Annotated in this window: 23 protein-coding genes; 13 read left to right on the top strand and 10 right to left on the bottom strand. The window is 61.9% G+C overall.

Annotated elements, in window-relative coordinates:
* Positions 1–16 precede the first annotated feature (16 nt).
* Both gabT and I2H38_RS13955 read left to right on the top strand, forming a co-directional pair.
* Positions 17–1,294, top strand: coding sequence for a 4-aminobutyrate--2-oxoglutarate transaminase (gene gabT, locus I2H38_RS13960; protein WP_196272462.1), 1,278 nt, complete (start codon positions 17–19; stop codon positions 1,292–1,294).
* Between the two features lie 306 nt (positions 1,295–1,600).
* On the top strand, positions 1,601–1,870 hold the full coding sequence (locus tag I2H38_RS13955; RefSeq protein ID WP_196272461.1) for a GlsB/YeaQ/YmgE family stress response membrane protein: 270 nt from the start codon (positions 1,601–1,603) through the stop codon (positions 1,868–1,870).
* A 67-nt stretch (positions 1,871–1,937) separates the two neighbouring features.
* Here I2H38_RS13955 and I2H38_RS13950 read toward each other — a convergent pair whose 3' ends face one another.
* On the bottom strand, positions 1,938–2,201 hold the full coding sequence (locus tag I2H38_RS13950) for a YgaP-like transmembrane domain (protein WP_324617401.1): 264 nt from the start codon (positions 2,199–2,201) through the stop codon (positions 1,938–1,940).
* A 149-nt stretch (positions 2,202–2,350) separates the two neighbouring features.
* Between I2H38_RS13950 and I2H38_RS13945 the strand changes: the two genes are divergently transcribed.
* Positions 2,351–2,845 (top strand): YciE/YciF ferroxidase family protein, encoded by a 495-nt coding sequence (locus tag I2H38_RS13945; protein ID WP_196272460.1) that lies wholly within the window; start codon positions 2,351–2,353, stop codon positions 2,843–2,845.
* 15 nt (positions 2,846–2,860) lie between these two features.
* Here the strand turns inward: I2H38_RS13945 and I2H38_RS13940 are convergent, their stop codons facing one another.
* Positions 2,861–3,112 carry a hypothetical protein gene (locus I2H38_RS13940; RefSeq protein ID WP_196272459.1) on the bottom strand — a complete coding sequence of 84 codons (252 nt, stop codon included), beginning with the start codon at positions 3,110–3,112 and terminating at the stop codon, positions 2,861–2,863.
* A gap of 475 nt (positions 3,113–3,587) precedes the next feature.
* Between I2H38_RS13940 and I2H38_RS13935 the strand changes: the two genes are divergently transcribed.
* The 7 genes from I2H38_RS13935 to I2H38_RS13905 all read left to right on the top strand — a co-directional run bounded on the left by I2H38_RS13935 (position 3,588) and on the right by I2H38_RS13905 (position 7,331).
* Complete coding sequence (locus I2H38_RS13935) at positions 3,588–4,109, top strand: hypothetical protein (protein WP_196272458.1); 522 nt, start codon at positions 3,588–3,590, stop codon at positions 4,107–4,109.
* A 14-nt stretch (positions 4,110–4,123) separates the two neighbouring features.
* On the top strand, positions 4,124–4,519 hold the full coding sequence (locus I2H38_RS13930; protein ID WP_196272457.1) for a phage holin family protein: 396 nt from the start codon (positions 4,124–4,126) through the stop codon (positions 4,517–4,519).
* Positions 4,516–4,917 (top strand): DUF3618 domain-containing protein, encoded by a 402-nt coding sequence (locus tag I2H38_RS13925; RefSeq protein WP_196272456.1) that lies wholly within the window; start codon positions 4,516–4,518, stop codon positions 4,915–4,917. The genes I2H38_RS13930 and I2H38_RS13925 overlap by 4 nt, the downstream gene beginning before the upstream one ends.
* A 21-nt stretch (positions 4,918–4,938) precedes the next feature.
* A complete protein-coding gene (locus I2H38_RS13920; RefSeq protein ID WP_196272455.1) occupies positions 4,939–5,586 on the top strand; it encodes a hypothetical protein in 648 nt (215 codons plus the stop codon).
* Positions 5,587–5,892: 306 nt separating this feature from the next.
* Positions 5,893–6,249: a response regulator gene (locus I2H38_RS13915; RefSeq protein ID WP_196272454.1), complete on the top strand. Its 357-nt coding sequence runs from the start codon at positions 5,893–5,895 to the stop codon at positions 6,247–6,249.
* Positions 6,250–6,375: 126 nt separating this feature from the next.
* On the top strand, positions 6,376–6,828 hold the full coding sequence (locus I2H38_RS13910; protein WP_196272453.1) for a response regulator: 453 nt from the start codon (positions 6,376–6,378) through the stop codon (positions 6,826–6,828).
* A 179-nt stretch (positions 6,829–7,007) separates the two neighbouring features.
* A complete protein-coding gene (locus I2H38_RS13905) occupies positions 7,008–7,331 on the top strand; it encodes an SWIB/MDM2 domain-containing protein (protein WP_196272452.1) in 324 nt (107 codons plus the stop codon).
* A gap of 18 nt (positions 7,332–7,349) precedes the next feature.
* Here I2H38_RS13905 and I2H38_RS13900 read toward each other — a convergent pair whose 3' ends face one another.
* The 4 genes from I2H38_RS13900 to I2H38_RS13885 all read right to left on the bottom strand — a co-directional run bounded on the left by I2H38_RS13900 (position 7,350) and on the right by I2H38_RS13885 (position 11,036).
* A complete protein-coding gene (locus tag I2H38_RS13900) occupies positions 7,350–7,961 on the bottom strand; it encodes a hypothetical protein (RefSeq protein ID WP_196272451.1) in 612 nt (203 codons plus the stop codon).
* Positions 7,962–8,343: 382 nt separating this feature from the next.
* Positions 8,344–9,312: a coiled-coil domain-containing protein gene (locus I2H38_RS13895; RefSeq protein ID WP_196272450.1), complete on the bottom strand. Its 969-nt coding sequence runs from the start codon at positions 9,310–9,312 to the stop codon at positions 8,344–8,346.
* 108 nt (positions 9,313–9,420) lie between these two features.
* Complete coding sequence (locus I2H38_RS13890) at positions 9,421–10,023, bottom strand: DUF1134 domain-containing protein (RefSeq protein ID WP_196272449.1); 603 nt, start codon at positions 10,021–10,023, stop codon at positions 9,421–9,423.
* A gap of 158 nt (positions 10,024–10,181) precedes the next feature.
* The gene (locus I2H38_RS13885; protein WP_196272448.1) at positions 10,182–11,036 is read right to left on the bottom strand and encodes a 3'(2'),5'-bisphosphate nucleotidase CysQ family protein; all 855 of its coding nucleotides are present in this window, start codon (positions 11,034–11,036) and stop codon (positions 10,182–10,184) included.
* A 170-nt stretch (positions 11,037–11,206) separates the two neighbouring features.
* Between I2H38_RS13885 and chpT the strand changes: the two genes are divergently transcribed.
* A complete protein-coding gene (gene chpT, locus I2H38_RS13880) occupies positions 11,207–11,848 on the top strand; it encodes a histidine phosphotransferase ChpT (protein WP_196272447.1) in 642 nt (213 codons plus the stop codon).
* Here the strand turns inward: chpT and I2H38_RS13875 are convergent.
* Positions 11,823–12,728: a LysR substrate-binding domain-containing protein gene (locus I2H38_RS13875; protein ID WP_196272446.1), complete on the bottom strand. Its 906-nt coding sequence runs from the start codon at positions 12,726–12,728 to the stop codon at positions 11,823–11,825. The genes chpT and I2H38_RS13875 overlap by 26 nt on opposite strands.
* A 142-nt stretch (positions 12,729–12,870) precedes the next feature.
* Between I2H38_RS13875 and I2H38_RS13870 the strand changes: the two genes are divergently transcribed.
* Complete coding sequence (locus tag I2H38_RS13870; protein WP_196272445.1) at positions 12,871–13,710, top strand: EamA family transporter; 840 nt, start codon at positions 12,871–12,873, stop codon at positions 13,708–13,710.
* 63 nt (positions 13,711–13,773) lie between these two features.
* Here I2H38_RS13870 and I2H38_RS13865 read toward each other — a convergent pair whose 3' ends face one another.
* Positions 13,774–14,211 (bottom strand): EamA family transporter, encoded by a 438-nt coding sequence (locus I2H38_RS13865; RefSeq protein ID WP_196272444.1) that lies wholly within the window; start codon positions 14,209–14,211, stop codon positions 13,774–13,776.
* Between the two features lie 102 nt (positions 14,212–14,313).
* A complete protein-coding gene (gene ctrA / locus I2H38_RS13860) occupies positions 14,314–15,015 on the bottom strand; it encodes a response regulator transcription factor CtrA (RefSeq protein WP_196272443.1) in 702 nt (233 codons plus the stop codon).
* Between the two features lie 607 nt (positions 15,016–15,622).
* On the opposite strand from ctrA, the gene fliJ reads away from it, so the two are divergent.
* Positions 15,623–16,039, top strand: coding sequence for a flagellar export protein FliJ (gene fliJ, locus I2H38_RS13855; protein WP_196272442.1), 417 nt, complete (start codon positions 15,623–15,625; stop codon positions 16,037–16,039).
* Between the two features lie 62 nt (positions 16,040–16,101).
* Here fliJ and I2H38_RS13850 read toward each other — a convergent pair whose 3' ends face one another.
* On the bottom strand, positions 16,102–16,710 hold the full coding sequence (locus I2H38_RS13850; RefSeq protein ID WP_196272441.1) for a GNAT family N-acetyltransferase: 609 nt from the start codon (positions 16,708–16,710) through the stop codon (positions 16,102–16,104).
* Positions 16,711–16,850 lie beyond the last annotated feature (140 nt).

Here is a 16,850-nt window from a genome sequence, read left to right as displayed (position 1 = left end):
TCACTGAGGGCTGACGATGACAACCAATGCTGATCTTTTCGCGCGCCGACAGGCGGCTGTTCCGCGTGGCGTGGGACATGCGACCCCGATCGCCGCGGCGAGGGCCGAGAATGCCGAGGTGTGGGATGTCGAGGGCAAGCGCTATGTCGATTTCGCGGGCGGCATCGCGGTCCTCAACACCGGACATCGCCATCCGGCCATCATGGAGGCTGTGAAGGCGCAGATGGAGCGCTTCACGCATACCTGCTTCCAGGTTCTCCTCTACGATTCCTATGTCGAACTCGCGGAGCGACTGAACGCGCTTGCGCCGATCCCGGAACCGGCAAAGTCGATCCTGTTCACCACCGGCGCTGAGGCGACTGAAAACGCCATCAAGATCGCCCGTGCGGCGACCGGCCGGTCAGGCGTCATTGCATTTACCGGCGGCTTCCATGGTCGCACGATCGTGGCCATGAACATGACCGGCAAGGTCGTGCCCTACAAGAAGGGCTTCGGCCCGGCTCAGGCGGAAATCTGGCACGTTCCGTTCCCGGTGCCGCAGCTCGGCGTCGATGTCGAAGACGCGCTGAAGTATCTCAATTTCCTGTTCAAGGCGGACGTCGATCCCTCCCGCGTCGCCGCGATCATCATTGAGCCCGTGCAGGGCGAGGGCGGGTTCCATCAGGCGCCCGCCGAGCTGATGCGCGCCCTGCGCCGCATCTGCGACGAGCACGGCATCGTGCTGGTGGCGGACGAGGTTCAGACCGGTTTCGGTCGCACGGGCCGTATGTTCGCCATGGAGCATTACGATGTCGCCCCGGACCTCATCTGCGTGGCGAAGAGCTTGGCTGGCGGCTTTCCCCTCTCCGGCGTCATTGGTCGGGCGGCGATCATGGATACGGTCGAGCCGGGCGGTCTTGGCGGCACCTATGCAGGTAACCCCCTTGCCTGCGCGGCGGCGCTCGCGGTGCTTGACGTGTTCGAGAAGGAGAAGCTTGTCGAACGCGCGAACGCCATCGGCGAGCGCCTCAAGACCCGTCTCGAAGCCTTGCGTCGCCGGAACGATCTTGCGCCGATCGCTGCCGTACGCGGCCCCGGCGCGATGGTCGCCTTCGACATCGTCAAGGAGCCGGGAACCGACACGCCGGATGCGGAGGCGACGAAACGGGTTGTCACCCGCGCCTATGAGAAGGGGCTGATACTTCTCTCCTGCGGCGTGTATGCCAATACGGTCCGTATCCTCGTTCCGCTGACCGCGGATGATGCAACCATCGACGAAGGGCTCGACATCCTCGAACAGGCGCTCGCTGCCTAGAGCATGATCGAGATAAGTGGAAACCGGTTGTTCGCCCGGATCATGCGACAATAAGGAATCGAGAGCTTGATCATGTTTCAAAAAGACATGATCAAGCTCTAGCCTCTTCCTCCCTGACCCTCGCTTGGCGCGGCCCATTGAAGAGGTCGGGAACAAGCAAGACCGTGCTGGATTGTCCCTCATTGCCCGTCCCTTCACTCAGGGACGGGCGGTTTGCCGCGCCGGTGGCGAAATGATCGATGGGGCGCAACCTTAGCCGCTCATACGCGTTCCCTGTTCAGCCACCAGAGATTAAGGGATCATGTCATGAGCTTCATTTGGACAATCATTATCGGTTTCGTCGCTGGCGTGGTCGCGAAAATGATCATGCCCGGGGAAAAGGAACCTTCCGGCTTCATTCTCACCACCATCCTCGGCATCGTCGGTGCTTTCGTCGCGACCTATCTCGGACAGGCACTCGGCTGGTATCGGGCAGATGAGGGCGCAGGTTTCATCGGCGCAATCGTCGGCGCCGTGATCGTGCTCTTCGTGTATGGGCTGATCGCCGGTCGCGGACGCTCTACGAGCTCCTACTGAGACCGGCCCGGGCGTCCGCTGATATTGATTTTGCGGATCGCGAATTTGGCGTGGTCCGCAAAGGCGATCAGTGTGTCCCGGTGATCTGCTCCGCAGGGGTCGAGTGTCCCATGAGAGCCGCTTTGATGGGACAGCTTCCGACATATCCCCGCCACGCGAGATAGGAACCGCTGACGAGCGCGAGAACGCTCAGAATGTGGTTCGGGCGCGGTTTTACGCTCGCGGCGGCCAAGGCTAAGCCTGTCACGATGTAGGCCGCTCGTTCCGCCGTCGTCAGGTTCGGCTCGGTGTCCAGAAAAGCGTCGGTCTTGGCCGGAGTCGAATGATCCACGTCACGTCTCCTTCATCGGCAAGGGCCGAACGCTACGCCATCGCGATGGTTCCGAGGGCTGCAGACGTGTTGAGCCAGTATCGGTGATGCGCGGAACCTCCGCTCCGAAGCCTCGTTGAGCACACGCCCACCGCTAAGGAGTTCGGACGATGCCCGCCAAGGAAAAGACCCTGAACGATCTCTTTGTGCACACGCTCAAGGACGTCTATTTCGCCGAGAAGCAAATTCTAAAGGCGCTGCCCAAGATGGCGAAGGCCGTCGAGTCCGAAGAACTGAGAGACGCTTTCGAAACCCATCACGCCGAAACAGAAGGTCAAATCGAGCGTCTCGAGGACATCTTCAAGATGCTGGGCAAGCAAGCGCGCGGCGTGCAGTGCGAGGCTATCAACGGCATCATCGAAGAGGGAAAGGAAGTCATGGCGGACTTCGCCGAAAGCATAGCGCTCGACGCCGCCATTCTCGCTGCCGCGCAAGCGGTCGAACATTATGAGATCACCCGCTACGGCACATTGAAAACCTGGGCCGAAGAACTCGGCATGAAGGACGTGGCCAAACTCCTGGCCCAGACCCTCGAAGAGGAAAGAAAGACGGACAAGCTTCTGACCCAGATGGCCGAGGCGCGCATCAACATGAAGGCTGCGTGAGGGCCCTCCCGGGCATCAATGCCCTTGATTGGCGCTTCGGACGCCGTAGGCCGCCAAGGTGAGGCGCAGGCGACCCGAAGAGTCGACATCCAATAATGCCTTCGTCGCTTGCGGATCATCGATCAGGCTCATGAAGGCCAGCAATCTCAGCCGCGTGATCGGGGGCAACCTTTCGAGGATTTGTGACGCGGTCTCGTTCAACGTGCTCGCGATCTCTTCCTGTACGAAAGCGATGAGGGGGGCGGCCTCTTTATCAAAATGTTGCATGGTGCACCTCGTGACCGAGACCGCGTTTGCCGCCCCGTCGGACCTTCGACGCCATCGGCGGCGAGCCGTGCGGATTCGCGGGCGTGATGCCGTTACCGGCGTTGTCGAACAGCCAATGAGTCACAGTGACCTCTCGCAGGTTTTGCGTGGACGGGAATGTTTTATTGTATCGCATCGGGCGATATAGGGGGCGTCTCGCCCTCGCCAACCATACGTTGCGGCCTCTTATCCTTAAGGTTGAGACGGCTGTTGCCGGCTTTCCCTAAGGCGATGCTTGCCTGTGTCGCATAACAATCTGAAATTGCTTGCTTTTTAAGTCGTGTCGGCGCGGGTCCGTCCATCCCACCGGTCTTCGAGAGGCGCTTCGGCTATCGTCCATCCCCAGCGTTTCAAGGCCAGGTCATGGCCGGGGAAGGAGAGACGGAACCCGCCATGCCCCGCGTGGTTACCCCCACGCGATTGAGGAAGGTAAATCATGGGCGTGGGACAGCAAGGTGATGAGAGGAAACGGCAGACCGACATCGGGACCGAGGAATGGAGCGTCTTGAAGGACGAGGTCGGCGGCATCGCCGGGGCTGCCGTAGATCGCGGCCGTCTGTTCATCGATGCCGCTCGTGAGCAGGCGACGCATTATGCAGGCCGGCGCAAGGACGATGTCGCGCAATCGGTGGCCGATTTCGCGACGTCTCTTCGCGATGCCACCAGCTCCTTCGATGATCGCCAGAATATCCGCGCCGTGGTCGACAGTGCGGCGGAAGGTCTGGAGCAGCTCGCGGATACGATCCGCGAGCACAACTTCGCGGATATTGTCGGCGCTGTCGAAGACATCGCGCGCCGTCGCCCCGGGGTCGTGGCCGCTTTGTCCATCACCGTCGGCTTCCTGACGGCGCGTTTCATCAAGAGCACGGCCGAGGATCTCCGCGAGGATCGGTCCTCCCATCGCACTGGTGGACATGCGATGCGGAATCGAGACCCGCGGCTGCAGGTCGACGCCTGACGCGGAGAGATAAGATGTCAGGTCATGGTTCTCAGACGATCCAGGAACTCGCGGGCGAGGCTTTGCGAGACACGACCCTGCTCGCACAGAAGGAATTCGCTCTGTTCCGGACGGAAATGTCTCAGAACATTCGCCAGATTTTCATCGGCATCACTCTCGTGGTCGCGGCGGCGGCATTCGCAATTGCGGCGATCATGCTGTTCACGCAGGCGCTTGTCGATTGGTTGGCGGTGATCGTCGGATCAAGAGCATTGGCGGCTCTTATCGTCGGTGGCGCGATGGCCCTGATCGCGATCGGTCTCGGGCTCGGTGCGCGCTATGCGATGTCGACGTCCTCGCTTGCGCCCCAGCGAACGACGCGTTCGCTCAAACGCGACGCGGAAATCTTATCCGAAAGGGTTACGGGATGACGCGAAGCCTCGATGACCTGGAACGGGAGATCGAAGAGACCCGTTCGAAGCTCGACCTGACCATCGACCGGCTCCAAGGCAAGATGACGGTCTCTGGGATCGTCGACGATATGCTGGGCGCTGCCCGCACAGGGCGATACGCTCCGCTTTTCGACAACATGATGACCGCGATCCGGCGGCATCCCGTTCCGGTCATGCTTGTCGCTGCGGGCATCGGGCTTCTTTTGCATCGTGCGCGCCACGCGCCTGCGGGCGTTTCCCGAAGCCCACGCTTGATGGACCAAGAGGATGTGGCTGCGGAGCCCGAAGACACGCGCCTCTATGGTTCCGGCGCGTCGCCTCTTCAGCCGCCGCAAGACATGTTCGAACGCCGACGCGTTACCAATTCCCGCATCTGATCGATCGATAAGGAGCTTTCCATGGGTGACCACAAGAGCGAGTCCGATAAGTCGTCATCAGCGAAACAGGCTGGTTCGGAAGCCGCCTCCGGAGCCAACATTTCCGCAGGAACGTCAGTCGGCAATGTTGGCCAATCGCCCATGCCGCACACCTATGAGGAGGCGTCCCCCAGGTCCCAGCCAGGAAAAGCCCATGATGCGGCAGCGCGGGTTCGCGAGGCCGCAAGCGAGGCTCGTCACAAGGCGGCCGAGACCTATGAGGAGGCGGCGGAATGGGCGGAGGACACGTATGGCCGCGTTTCGGATTGGGCCTCCGACGCGTATGAACGCCAACATGACCGGATGGGCCATATGCGCGACCGTTCGGCGAAAACATTCAGCGATGCTCGCAATAGCGTCCAGCGCTATGTCGCGGAAAATCCCATGGTGGTCGGCCTGGTCGGCCTTGCAGCAGGTTTGCTCCTGGGGGCCTTGCTGCCGCGGACGCGCCGGGAGAACCAGACCTTCGGCGAATGGTCCGATGAGGTTCGCGAGCGCGGCGTGCAATATGCCCGCGACGCCGCCAAAAGAGGGCGAGAATATGTAGAAGAGGCGCTCGAGGGTGAAGACCCGCGCGCTCGCAAGCGCGAAGGCGAGTTGCGACGCGATAGCCAGGCCGAGCGGCACTGACCAACGTTCGTGTTCTGAAGAAACGGAAGCCCACGTCGCTTCGCCAGATGAGACGCTCACGATTCGAGCGAGCAACGCCACGGCGGAATGGCGCGGCCACTCATCACGGGGCCGATGCATTTCGTGTGCTGATGTGTGATCCGGGCGCCCTGTTTTTCGACCGTTTCGATGCACTCCCAAGGGGTTATGGAACTTCCGCCCGCGATGCCCGTTCGTTCTATGCTCTTGAATAGAGTTGCGTTTCGCGGAGCGTATGTTCAAGCGCAGCAGATTCTGAGGTTGGGGCTGGACCGATGGAGACTGATTGTGCGTGTTTTGATATTGGAGGACGACCCTTTCATTGCGCTGGATTTGCAGACAATCCTCGAGAACGAAGGGCACGAGATCGTCGGTGTTTCAGATTCATTGGTCGAGGCGCGCCGGTATCTTGACGAGACCTTTGACTGTGCGCTGCTCGACATAGATCTCATCGACGGTAAGAGCTTTGGTGTCGCCGCGGAGCTGCTGGAACGCCAGATTCCTTTTGCATTCGTAACAGCCTCGCCGCCTGCCGAGGTGCCGCATTTCCTCCAGCTGGTGTTGTTCATTCCAAAACCGTTTGAAGAGGCCGCGATCCTTCGCTCGATCGAACTCGCCGTTCCGAGCCGTTCGGAAGCGCCCTGAGAGCCCCCGTGCGCTGTCAACCGATCCTGTGGCTTAGCCTAAAGTCGCACAAGTGGTCCTCGACAGGTATGGAACTGAGCCGGTGTGAGGGCGTTGACCGGCAACGTATCAAGAGATTGAGAATTGATGTCCGACGCCTCATCCACAGTTCTTTTGGTTGAAGACGAGCCCCTTATTCGCCTCTTCATATCGGACCTTCTCGATGAAGCAGGTTTTAGAGTGGTTGAGGCCGCCAACGCGGCGGAAGCGTTGATTGCCATGGAGGCCGGTCTGCGCGTCAACGTGCTGCTGACAGACGTCGATATGCCCACCGGCTGCGATGGGCTCGAGCTGGCTCATAAAGTCCATAAGTCATGGCCGGAGGCCGAAATTCTCATCATGTCCGGTCGCCCTTGGCCGGCGGATGGCGACCTGCCCCCCGGAGCCGCCTTTCTCGCGAAACCATGCTCCGGCGAGGCGGTTGTGTCCCATGTCGTTTCCGCTGCGGAACGTTCCCGGTTTAGCGACCCGCCGAACAGGTCCTCCCAAGCCGCCGGCGAAGGCACGATGAAGATTTTATCCCTGTCCAGGACGGCATGACGCCTCAAGTCTAGCTTGCTGATGGCGAAGAGCAGACATAAGCTTCCACAATATTGATCTCTCTGTCGGAGGATCGGGGTCCTAGGAAAGTATCCCAATTCCGGTTCGGGGCAGTTCAATCAGCCTTTGGCGGCCAGGTCCGCGCTGTTGAAGGCTTCTCATCACCCTCGGAGGAATCCATGCCGACCAAGACGACAGCCGGAAAAGCCAGCGCGAAGAAGCCTGAGGCCAAGGCGCCCGCCGCCAAGAAGGCCGGAGCCAAGCCCAATGCTCTCCAGCAGCCTTTGCAGCCGTCCAAGGAACTGGCCGCTATCGTGGGTTCCAGCCCGCTGGCGCGCGGCGAGGTCGTGAGCAAGATGTGGGAATACATCAAGAAGCACAACCTTCAGAACCCTGAGAACAAGCGCGAGATCCTCGCCGATGACAAGCTGGAGCCGATCTTCGGTAAGAAGAAGGTGACGATGTTCGAAATGAACAAGCACCTCGCTCAGCACCTGAAGTAATTTCTCGAATCGAGACGATCAGGAATCCTGCCGCCACTGTGTGAGCGGCAGGATATCCGGCTGCTGACCGGGCGCCTTGGGCCACGGGTCGACAGCCCATTCGCGTCCTGTCCGCTTTTCCACGACGATGGCCGTGACGTGCGGATACCGTCCATCGATGAACAATCCCCGCGATTGCGGTCGTTCGACGTGGTGGTGGGTCAGCAAGCCCTGCGCTTCCAGCACCAGAAGCAGGCTTGTGGTGTTCGCCGTTTCGTCGACGCAATCCATCTGACCATTCTGGCCCGAGAGCTGGGGCGGCGAACGCGGAGCGTCCGGTGTGCCGCCGAACAGGCGCGCGAGAGAGGCCGTGTAGCTCTTGACGACCTCCCCGATCGCCCGTCTTTCCGCGTCCGGCGACCCCCGTCCGCCGTTCATGATGGCGCGCATGCGGGTGAGCCAGGCGGCGTCGATCGCGAGTGCTGCCCGGCGTGAGCATCCATAGCCGTGGCACGCGATGATCTGGTTGCCGTCCGGCGGCACGTAGCCCTGGTCCTGAAACCACGACTGGGCTGACTGGGCGGCTTCGGCGGGCAATGCCATCGACATGACGGACATGAGCGGGGCAACGAAAATCAGCGCGAGTTTCATTGTGCGGACACCTGTCATCACCGGGCTTGTCTGCGCCTTCGGCCTGAGAGATCAGGCGATGCGACGCCGTTGACCCAAGGCCAAGGTCAATCGACTCACGACGGCCGGAGTTCCCGCGTCCCGCAATGTTTTCCTGAAAGGTGTCTCCTCCCGATTGAAGAGGGGAGGGAAAGGACGAGGGCTCCGAGGGCGAGCACATCGACACAGGCTCGTTCTTCCCGTGCGGGCTACAGCGCGCGTGAGCACCTGAACTCTTCCGGAGGAATGCTCATGATCTGCAGCGAAAATTGCGCGTCGCGACAGGACACGCGGTCCCCCGCGGGGGTTCCATCGTGAGACGGCGGTCTCACTCCCTCGCGGCAGGATCGCGCGTCGGAAGCATCTATTTCACGGTTGCCGCGGAGCCCTCGGGGGCCTGGGGATGGCCGGATCGCACGATCTGGTCAGCGATCTCGGTGATGCGACGGCGCAATTCGTTGCTCTGGTTGTCGAGGTCCGCGACGGCTTTTTCGTCGGCGTGGCCCCCAATCCGCTCAGCTTCAAGATCGGTGACTTGCCGTTCGAGGGACTGGCTGCGCTCCTGCGCGGCCCTGAGGTCTTCGGCAAGCTCGGCCAAGCGCTTGCGCTCCTCTGAGAGCTCGTTGTGGCGCTCTGCAAGGGCGCGCTCGAAATCGGTGGCGCGGGCGGTTTGTGTCATCAGGCGGGTTTCCAAAACGGAGATCGTGATGCGTTTGATGTCTAGCTCTTTTAGAGCGGTCGTCAGACGTTCGTCGAGATCGGTCACAGCGGTTCCGTTGCCCGCGAGCATTTCCTTTGTGCGCTCGACCTCGCTTCTTGCCTGCGACAAGTCAGACCGCGTCTGCTCGAGGTCTCCAAGCAGCACGCAGACCTCGTCCAATGCGACGCGGCGGGCGCTCTCAAGGGCGGCGAGCGCCTCATTGCTTCCGTCCGCGGAGATCCTCGCCAGGTGGAGTTCCTCTGTCGCCGCTGCAAATCGCCGTCGGGTCTCCTCCAGATCGGCCTGAAGCCCCGCGATTTTTTCGTCGCGCTCGGCCAGGGTCTCCCCGAGCAACTCGATCTGGACAGCGCGCCGACCCAGCTCTTCCATGCTTTGGTATTTGACGCCCTGCGCCTGTTCCGCCCGACGTTCGAGCCGTCTCTGAAGAACGGCGAACTCTGCCCGGAGATGGTCCTTCTCTGCCGTCAGTTCTTCGATCGAGAGGGGGAAGAGCGCTTCGGCGCGGCGGCGCGCGAGGCGCTCCGCCCGGGCGTTGATGGCAGGGATGATGAGAAGTGCGATCAGGGTTGCGGCAAGGAACCCCAACGCGAAGATCATGATGGTTTCGACCACGCGGACGCGAACTCCAGGCCCTCGACCGGAAAGGCCTCAAGCACCGTGCCTCGTGCCTGCGCGGCCTTCCAGAGCGGATTTGCCCCAGAAAGCCAGTTCTAGCGCAGCTTAGAAGGGATTCCAGGTCGGGTCGGGGGTGAACTTCAGGTACCCCATATTGACGCCGAGTCTCGCGCCGACGCCGGTCCGGATCGGAACCACGACCATCTCATCGGCCTTCGCAGCCGAAACGCCGAAGCCGCCGATCAGATAGGCCGAACCGTCGATGCCGACGAAGCGCCGGTAAAGGGCGTTCATGTGGGGAAGGTTGTAGACAAGCATCATCGTGCGTGCGCCTTCGCCACCCACGTCGAAGCCGAGCGACGGGCCTTGCCAGAAGATGCGGTGCTCGCCGGCATTGCGGGTAAAAAGCTTGCCCTCGCCATAGCGCAGCCCGCCGAAGAACGCGCCGGAGGCCTCCTGGCCGAGAATATAGCCGTTGGGTTCACCCCAGCGACGCACGGCCTCTTGCACGGCAAGCGCCAATCCGCGCGAGGCGGAGCCGAAAAATTGATGGCCTGATTGGACCAGGTCGTTTGAATTGTAGGAACTCGGATCGCCCGGGTTCTGCGCATAGGCGCGCTGGACGCCTTGTGCAGATGCCGCCATCGGGAGCGCGCCGAGAAGGGCAGCGAACGCAGCCGCCATCAGGGAAATATGTCGCGAGCGCATAGGCTATCTCCTCGCATGAGACGCCGGAAAGGACGACTCCGGCATGAAGCAGGGGAAGGTTTCCGCACGATCGGGGCCGGAAACGCCTCAACGAAGCTCAAGCTTAGGGGCATCAACCCTAACAATCTCTGTACGCGTGATTGTTTCTTGACCCTGCGTCAGCGACCGAACGCCACGGGCTTGGTGGTATCGCAGGCGACCGGTAAGGCCAGGCGGGACGCAAGGGCGATGTCGCCCAAGGCCGCGAATGGCCCGTTGAGATAGCCACGATCCTCATGGCCGTAGGTGAGGTTGGAACCTCCCGGGCCGATGACGCAGCCGCCGGCCTGACAGAGAATGTGGTCGCCCGCCGCCGTATCCCATTCCATGGTGGGCCCGCAACGTACATAGATATCCGCTTCTCCCGAGGCGATCAGGCAGAACTTGAGAGCGGACGACGTCATGCGCCGGGTGCCGATGGACAGGGTCGAGAGACAGGCTTCTGTCGTTTCATCGCCGTGGCGACGACTGACGAGCGCGACCAGTCCCTGTTCCGGCGCGGCGCGCGATTCGACCTTGCTCCAGGCGATGTCTTCGCCTGCGGCGCTCGGGATCTTGCCGACGAGGGCCGTCCTTCCCGCGATCCAGACCGTCCCGAGAGCGGGAGCGGAGACGACGGCCGCGACCGGGCGATGGTCCCGGACCAGGGCGATGTTGACGCTGTATTCGCCTGTCCCGTTGATATAGTCGCCGGTGCCGTCGAGGGGGTCGACAAGAAAGAACAGGTTGTCCGGCAGCACGGTGCTGGCGGTTTCCTCGGCAACGACCGGTATATCCGCCCAGGTCTCGTTCAAGCGCTTGAGGATCAGCTGTTCGGCCGCCAGATCTGCCGCCGTCGTCGGAGACCCGTCGTCCTTGATACGCTTCTCAAGGACGGCGCATTCCATCTCACGCAGAACCCGCCCCGCCTCCAGGGCGATCTGGGCAAGCTTGAGGGCGATATCGTCTGCATTTTGGTCGTCGAGCCGCATCATGGCTTTTTGCCCGGTTGCAAGCGGGCTGTCGATCTCTTTTACCCGCTGTTCAAAGAACTCATTGCCGGGTATCCGGGTTCACGTTCTCTTTCCAGTTCCGATGTACTCATGCGGTCTGAAGCCCGCTTCCACGAAGCCATCGCCGAACTTGCCGCCACTCCGGAGCCCTCATGGCCACCATTTCCCTCGACTCGCTCGATCTCGCCGCACTTCTCTGCTCCCGCGTCTGCCATGACGTGATTTCGCCGGTCGGCGCGATCGTGAACGGCCTCGAGGTTCTCGAGGACGACAACGACACCTCCATGCGGGAATTCGCCCTGGAGCTTATCAGCAAGAGCGCGCGGCAGGCCTCTGCCCGGCTGCAATTCGCCCGTCTCGCCTTCGGCGCGGCTGGTTCCGCCGGATCCTCCATCGATCTTGGCGATGCCGAACAGGTCGCACGCGGCATGTTCCAGGACGACAAGATCTCGTTCGCCTGGTCAGCGCCCCGGCTGCTGTTCCCGAAGAACCGGGTGAAGCTGCTTCTCAACCTCGTCATGATCGCCATCACGGCGATCCCCCGTGGCGGTTCGATTGTAGCGAATGTGTCGGGCGATGCCGAGCGGTGCGAGTTCATCATCAAGTCGAAGGGGCTGAACGCCCGCATCCCGGCTCACTCCGAGGCGCTGCTGGCTGGCGATTCCGAGAGCGGTACGGTCGATGCTCACGGCATTCAGGTCTATTACGCCGGCATGGTGGCGCGCGCGGCCGGCATGACGATCGCTTTCAGCATCGACGGCGACGAAGTCACGATCCGCGCGACGACGGCGTAGGTGTCTTCTCGGCCTCCTGCGCCAACCAGGCGCAGAAGGCCTGGGCTTTGCGGTTGCGGCGAGGACGGCGAACCGCGACATAGTCCATTCCGCTCGGCACGAAGCCGAACGGAGCGACGAGCCGACCCGCTCTGATGTCATCGATCACGAGCTGCCAGGGCGCGATGCAGACCCCGAGCCCGCCTGTTGCCGCCTCGAGCATGTAGTAGAAATGCTCGTATTCGGTGCCCGGTAGATCCGCCCCATGCCAATCGGCGGCGCGAGCGGCCCAGTCTTCCCACGCATACCGGCGGGTGATGGTGTGGAGAAGCGGTCCGCGCGCCAGATCCTGCGGCTGCTTGAGGGTGAGGCGTGCCGCCAGCGCGGGGGAAAGGACCGGGCCGACGGATTCCGCAAACAGGGTCGTGACCGGCGCGTCGGGCGGCAGGGTGTGATCGAGCGATCGAATGGCGACTTCGTAGCGCTCGCGCGCGAAATCGACGGGCGCGTAGGAGGCTGAAAGCCTGACCTCGATTCCCGGATGAAGCTCCTGAAATCGATAGAGGCGCGGAATCAGCCAACGCATGCTGAAGGTGCCGTTACAGGACACATCGAGCGCGCCTTCCTCCTCATCCGCAACGGCGCGCACCCCGGCCTCGATGCGATCAAGTCCCGTGGTCAAGTGGGAAAGCAGCGTCTGCCCGGCCTCCGTCAGCCGGAGGGCGTTTTTAGGTCCCTCGAAGAGACGGATTCCCAAAACGTCCTCGAGATGCCGGACATGCCGGCTGATGGCCCCGTGAGTGACCGCGAGTTCGTCAGCCGCGAGCGTCATACGGCCCAGACGGGCCGACGCCTCGAAGGCGACGAGGGCATTCAGAGAAGGCAGGCGGCGTCTGGTCATGTGAGAAAAAATCACATTCTCTGTCAGATGATCTCGATTATCAGCCGGCTCAGCGAGTGACACAAGAGCACATAGCTAATGGCGGGCGTCACGACTTTTGCTCTTCGCGAAAGCATTGCCCGCCGGACTTTTGGGGGATGCCTTGGAGCCGTTCGTTTTTGTCGCCGTTCTCGTGGCGGCCTCGATGCATGCGGGTTGGAACGCGCTCGTGAAGGTCGGTCTCGACCGCTTCTCGTCCATCGTGCTCCTGGGCCTGTCGGGGATGGGCATATGTCTCGTCCTGCTCCCCTTCTTTCCGCTTCCAGCGCCGGCGGCGTGGCCCTGGCTTTTCGCCTCAGCGCTCATCCACGTCTGCTACAAGCTCTCCCTGGTCAAAGCTTACGAACACGGCGATCTGTCCCAGGTCTATCCGCTCGCCCGTGGCACGGCTCCGCTGATCGTGGCCGTCGTCGGCGCGCTCTTCCTGGGTGAAGTGACGACGCTGACGAAGGTCCTGGCAATCCTCTCCATCGGCCTTGGCGTCTGCCTCATGTCGGTGAGGGGAGGGGGCGTGGGACGGATGCCGCCGAAGGCGCTCGGCTTCGCGTTGGCGACAGCGGCTTGCACGGCCTCCTACACGCTGCTCGACGGCATCGGGGCGAGACTCTCGGGCTCCGCGTCCGGCTTCATCATCCTGCTCACCATTGTCGACGGGTTCTTTACCTGCACCTATGCCTTCGCTACGCGTGGCCCGGCGATTTTCGCACGATTGGCTCCCGCGTGGCGCAGCGGCGTGATGGCTGGAGCCATGTCGCTTGCGTCATACTGGATTGCGGTCTGGGCCTTTACCCAAGCACCCATCGCCCTCGTGGCGGCGCTTCGTGAAACCAGCGTGCTCTTCGCCGTGCTGATTGCTGTGCTCTTTCTCAAGGAGAGAGCCGGGCTCGGTCGTATTGCAGCGGCGTGCCTGATTGCCAGCGGCGTGGTGCTGATGCGTATCTAGCCTGCTTGTCGCGTTCTCATCCGCAAAACCGAACAACCGGTTTCAGCTTGTCTCGATCATGCTCTAGGCGCGGAATGCGACCAGCACCGCCCCGGCGGCGATGAGCGCGATGCCGGCCCAGTTCAAGCCCGACAGGCGCTCCCCTAAAAAGATCACGCCGAACACGGCGACAAGCACGACGCTGAGCTTGTCGATCGGGGCCACGCGCGCTGCATCGCCAAGTTTCAGGGCGCGGAAATAGCAGAGCCATGATGCGCCAGTGGCAAGCCCGGACAAGACCAGAAAGAGATAGGTCCGGCCGGGGATCGACTCCAGCGACTGCCATTGCTGCGTGCCGATGAGGATGCCGCCGAGAACCAGGAGGATGACGACGGTTCGAATGAACGTCGCGAAATCCGAGTTGATTTGCTCAACGCCGACCTTCGCAAAGATCGCGGTCAGCGCCGCGAACGAGGCCGACGAGACGGCCCAGAATTGCCACGACAACAAGGCGGACTTCATAATCTGCTCCACTCGGTGTGTTCGCCCCGGCGATTACGCCGCAAACGATAACAAAAAAGCCCGGCTTCCACCGGGCTTTTCATCAAGAGATCGACAGCGCGATCAGACCGCGATGCGCTCTTCCGCCTCGTTCGGCTCACGCAACACGTAGCCGCGGCCCCAGACGGTTTCGATGTAGTTCTTGCCTTGCGACGCATTGGCGAGCTTCTTGCGGAGCTTGCAGATGAAGACGTCGATGATCTTCAGTTCGGGCTCGTCCATGCCGCCATAGAGATGATTGAGGAACATCTCCTTCGTCAGGGTGGTCCCCTTGCGGAGCGAGAGCAGCTCCAGCATCTGGTATTCCTTGCCCGTCAGGTGAACGCGAGCGCCGCCCACTTCGACGGTCTTGGTGTCGAGATTGACGACCAGATCGCCGGTGGTGATGACCGACTGCGCGTGGCCCTTCGAGCGCCGCACGATGGCGTGGATGCGGGCGACGAGTTCGTCCTTGTGGAACGGCTTCGTCAGGTAATCGTCGGCGCCGAAGCCGAGGCCCTTCACCTTGTCGTCGGTGCCGGCCATGCCGGAGAGGATCAGGATCGGCGTCTTCACCTTCGCGACGCGCAGCGTGCGCAGAACCTCATAACCCGACATGTCGGGGAGGTTCAGATCGAGAAGGATGATGTCGTAGTCGTAGAGCTTGCCAAGGTCGACGCCCTCTTCGCCGAGATCCGTCGCATAGACGTTGAAGTTCTCGGATTTGAGCATCAGCTCGATGCTCTGCGCAGTGGCGCTGTCGTCTTCGATCAGAAGTACGCGCATGTTTATTCCCCAGCCTTTGCCCTTGGGCCACAGAGTAGCTGAGAGCTACCCACTCGCCACAGGGCCTGTGGCGGATGCCCTTTTGAACTGATTCGCAACGCTAATACGGAATGGTTAACAAACCCTGATTCGCACATGCAAGCGATTAACGACATGTCTTCAACAACATGTCGTCGGAAGCTGCCGTGTTGTGAGTCCTGATCCACCATCTGGAATCGTGCCGCGTGACCTGAAAAGCTTTTCCTGCAAGGCATTTCACCTGCATCCGGCAATCGCTCGCGAGGGGCGGAAGCCGTGACGGGGCCAGTGTTAACGAAACCGGTAAACGAAACGTTGACGAAGCTCGTCGACGGGCCTGCCTTGCGGGCTTGGAGCCGCTCGTCCCGAATTTTTCGGTGTCGGCGGTAAGGAAGAGTCAACTTCCATCGACGAAGGTGGCCATTGTCAGGCGGGTAACTGAGCGATCCGCGGGGCGCATTTAGAGCATGGTCCGGCAACTCAAGACCGGTTTGCCGACAGGTCATGCTCCAGCAATGGCATAGGGCGGATGGCACGACGAGAGTCTGTGCGGGTTCGCTCTAGCAGCGACGTGTGGAGTTCAATCAAGATGAAGTCGCGGGACACGCTCATCCGCCTCAAGCGCTTTCAGGTCGACGACAAGCGTCGGCGGGTGGCGCAGATCGAAATGATGATCGCCGAGTTCGACCGCATGGCGGCTGACCTTAACCGGGAGATCGCCACGGAAGAGCAGAAGGCCGGGATCACCGATCCGAACCATTTCGCCTATCCGACCTACGCCCGCGCTGCCGCGCAGCGGCGCGACAACCTTCGCCAGTCGGCTGAGAATCTTCACGCCCAGCTCGACGATGCGAAGGCCGAGCTTGGCGAGGCTTTCGAGGAATTGAAGAAGGCCGAGAGCCTGGAAGACCGGGAGCGTTCCGTCGAACGCACCCTGGACGCCGTGCGCGAACAAGCGGCCATCGGACATCTCGGACAGGCTCGCGTGCTGCGCGCCTCCGCGTAAAGCCTGCCGTTCCGGATTTTTTCAAGAACGCGCCGAGACCCGGCGCGTTCTTTCCATTCGGGCTATCCGAGGACAGGCACCTGCGGCGCGGCCTCACGGGGCACAGCACCCATCAGGCGAGGGTCGTCATCCACCTCGATGGCGCGCTTATAGGGCGTGAAGCCCGAGCGCCTGTAGAAGTCGAGCGCGGCCGGATGATCCAACGTGCAGGTGTGCACGAAGAAACGGCTGACCGGTTTGGCGAAGGCCCGCCGGATGGCTTCGTTCATGAGAAAACGGCCCGCTCCCCGGCCGATCGTTCCGGGCACAAGGCCGAGGAAACCCAACTCAACCTCTCCCGCGACGCGGAAGTCGAGTTCGAGAAGGCCGATATCGGCTGTGCCGTCGTTCAACGCATAGGCCTCGACCTTCGGATCATCGAGGATCGCTGCCAGCTCCGCGTCGGAGATTGTAACGCGGCTGAACCAAAGCCAAGGTTCGCCGATGCCGCGGAACAGGGCGCGATAACGGTCGCGGTCGCTCGTCAGGCGCTGGAGAGACAATCCGTCCGGCGTCGTCGCCGGTGGCAGCGCGGGCGCCTGCCGCATCTCCAGATAGGTGACGATCGTCGCGATCTTGCCCGGCGGCAAATCCGTATAGCCGGAGAGATTGAGTTCCACGGGAAGCCTCATCGTGATGCGTCGTGATGGCAGCCGATTTCTCACGAGCAGGGCGGGAGCGCAACCGTGCGACGCCGCCAAGTTCGAGGACCGGGCAAACCGGTGCACGCGATGTCGCAGCCAGCCATGATGACCGGAATGGGCGCGGTGAC

The sequence above is a fragment of the Microvirga alba genome, assembly GCF_015694465.1.
Classification (GTDB): domain Bacteria; phylum Pseudomonadota; class Alphaproteobacteria; order Rhizobiales; family Beijerinckiaceae; genus Microvirga; species Microvirga alba.
Note: the sequence above shows the minus strand (reverse complement) of the source record. Positions and strands in the feature narration are given on the sequence as shown.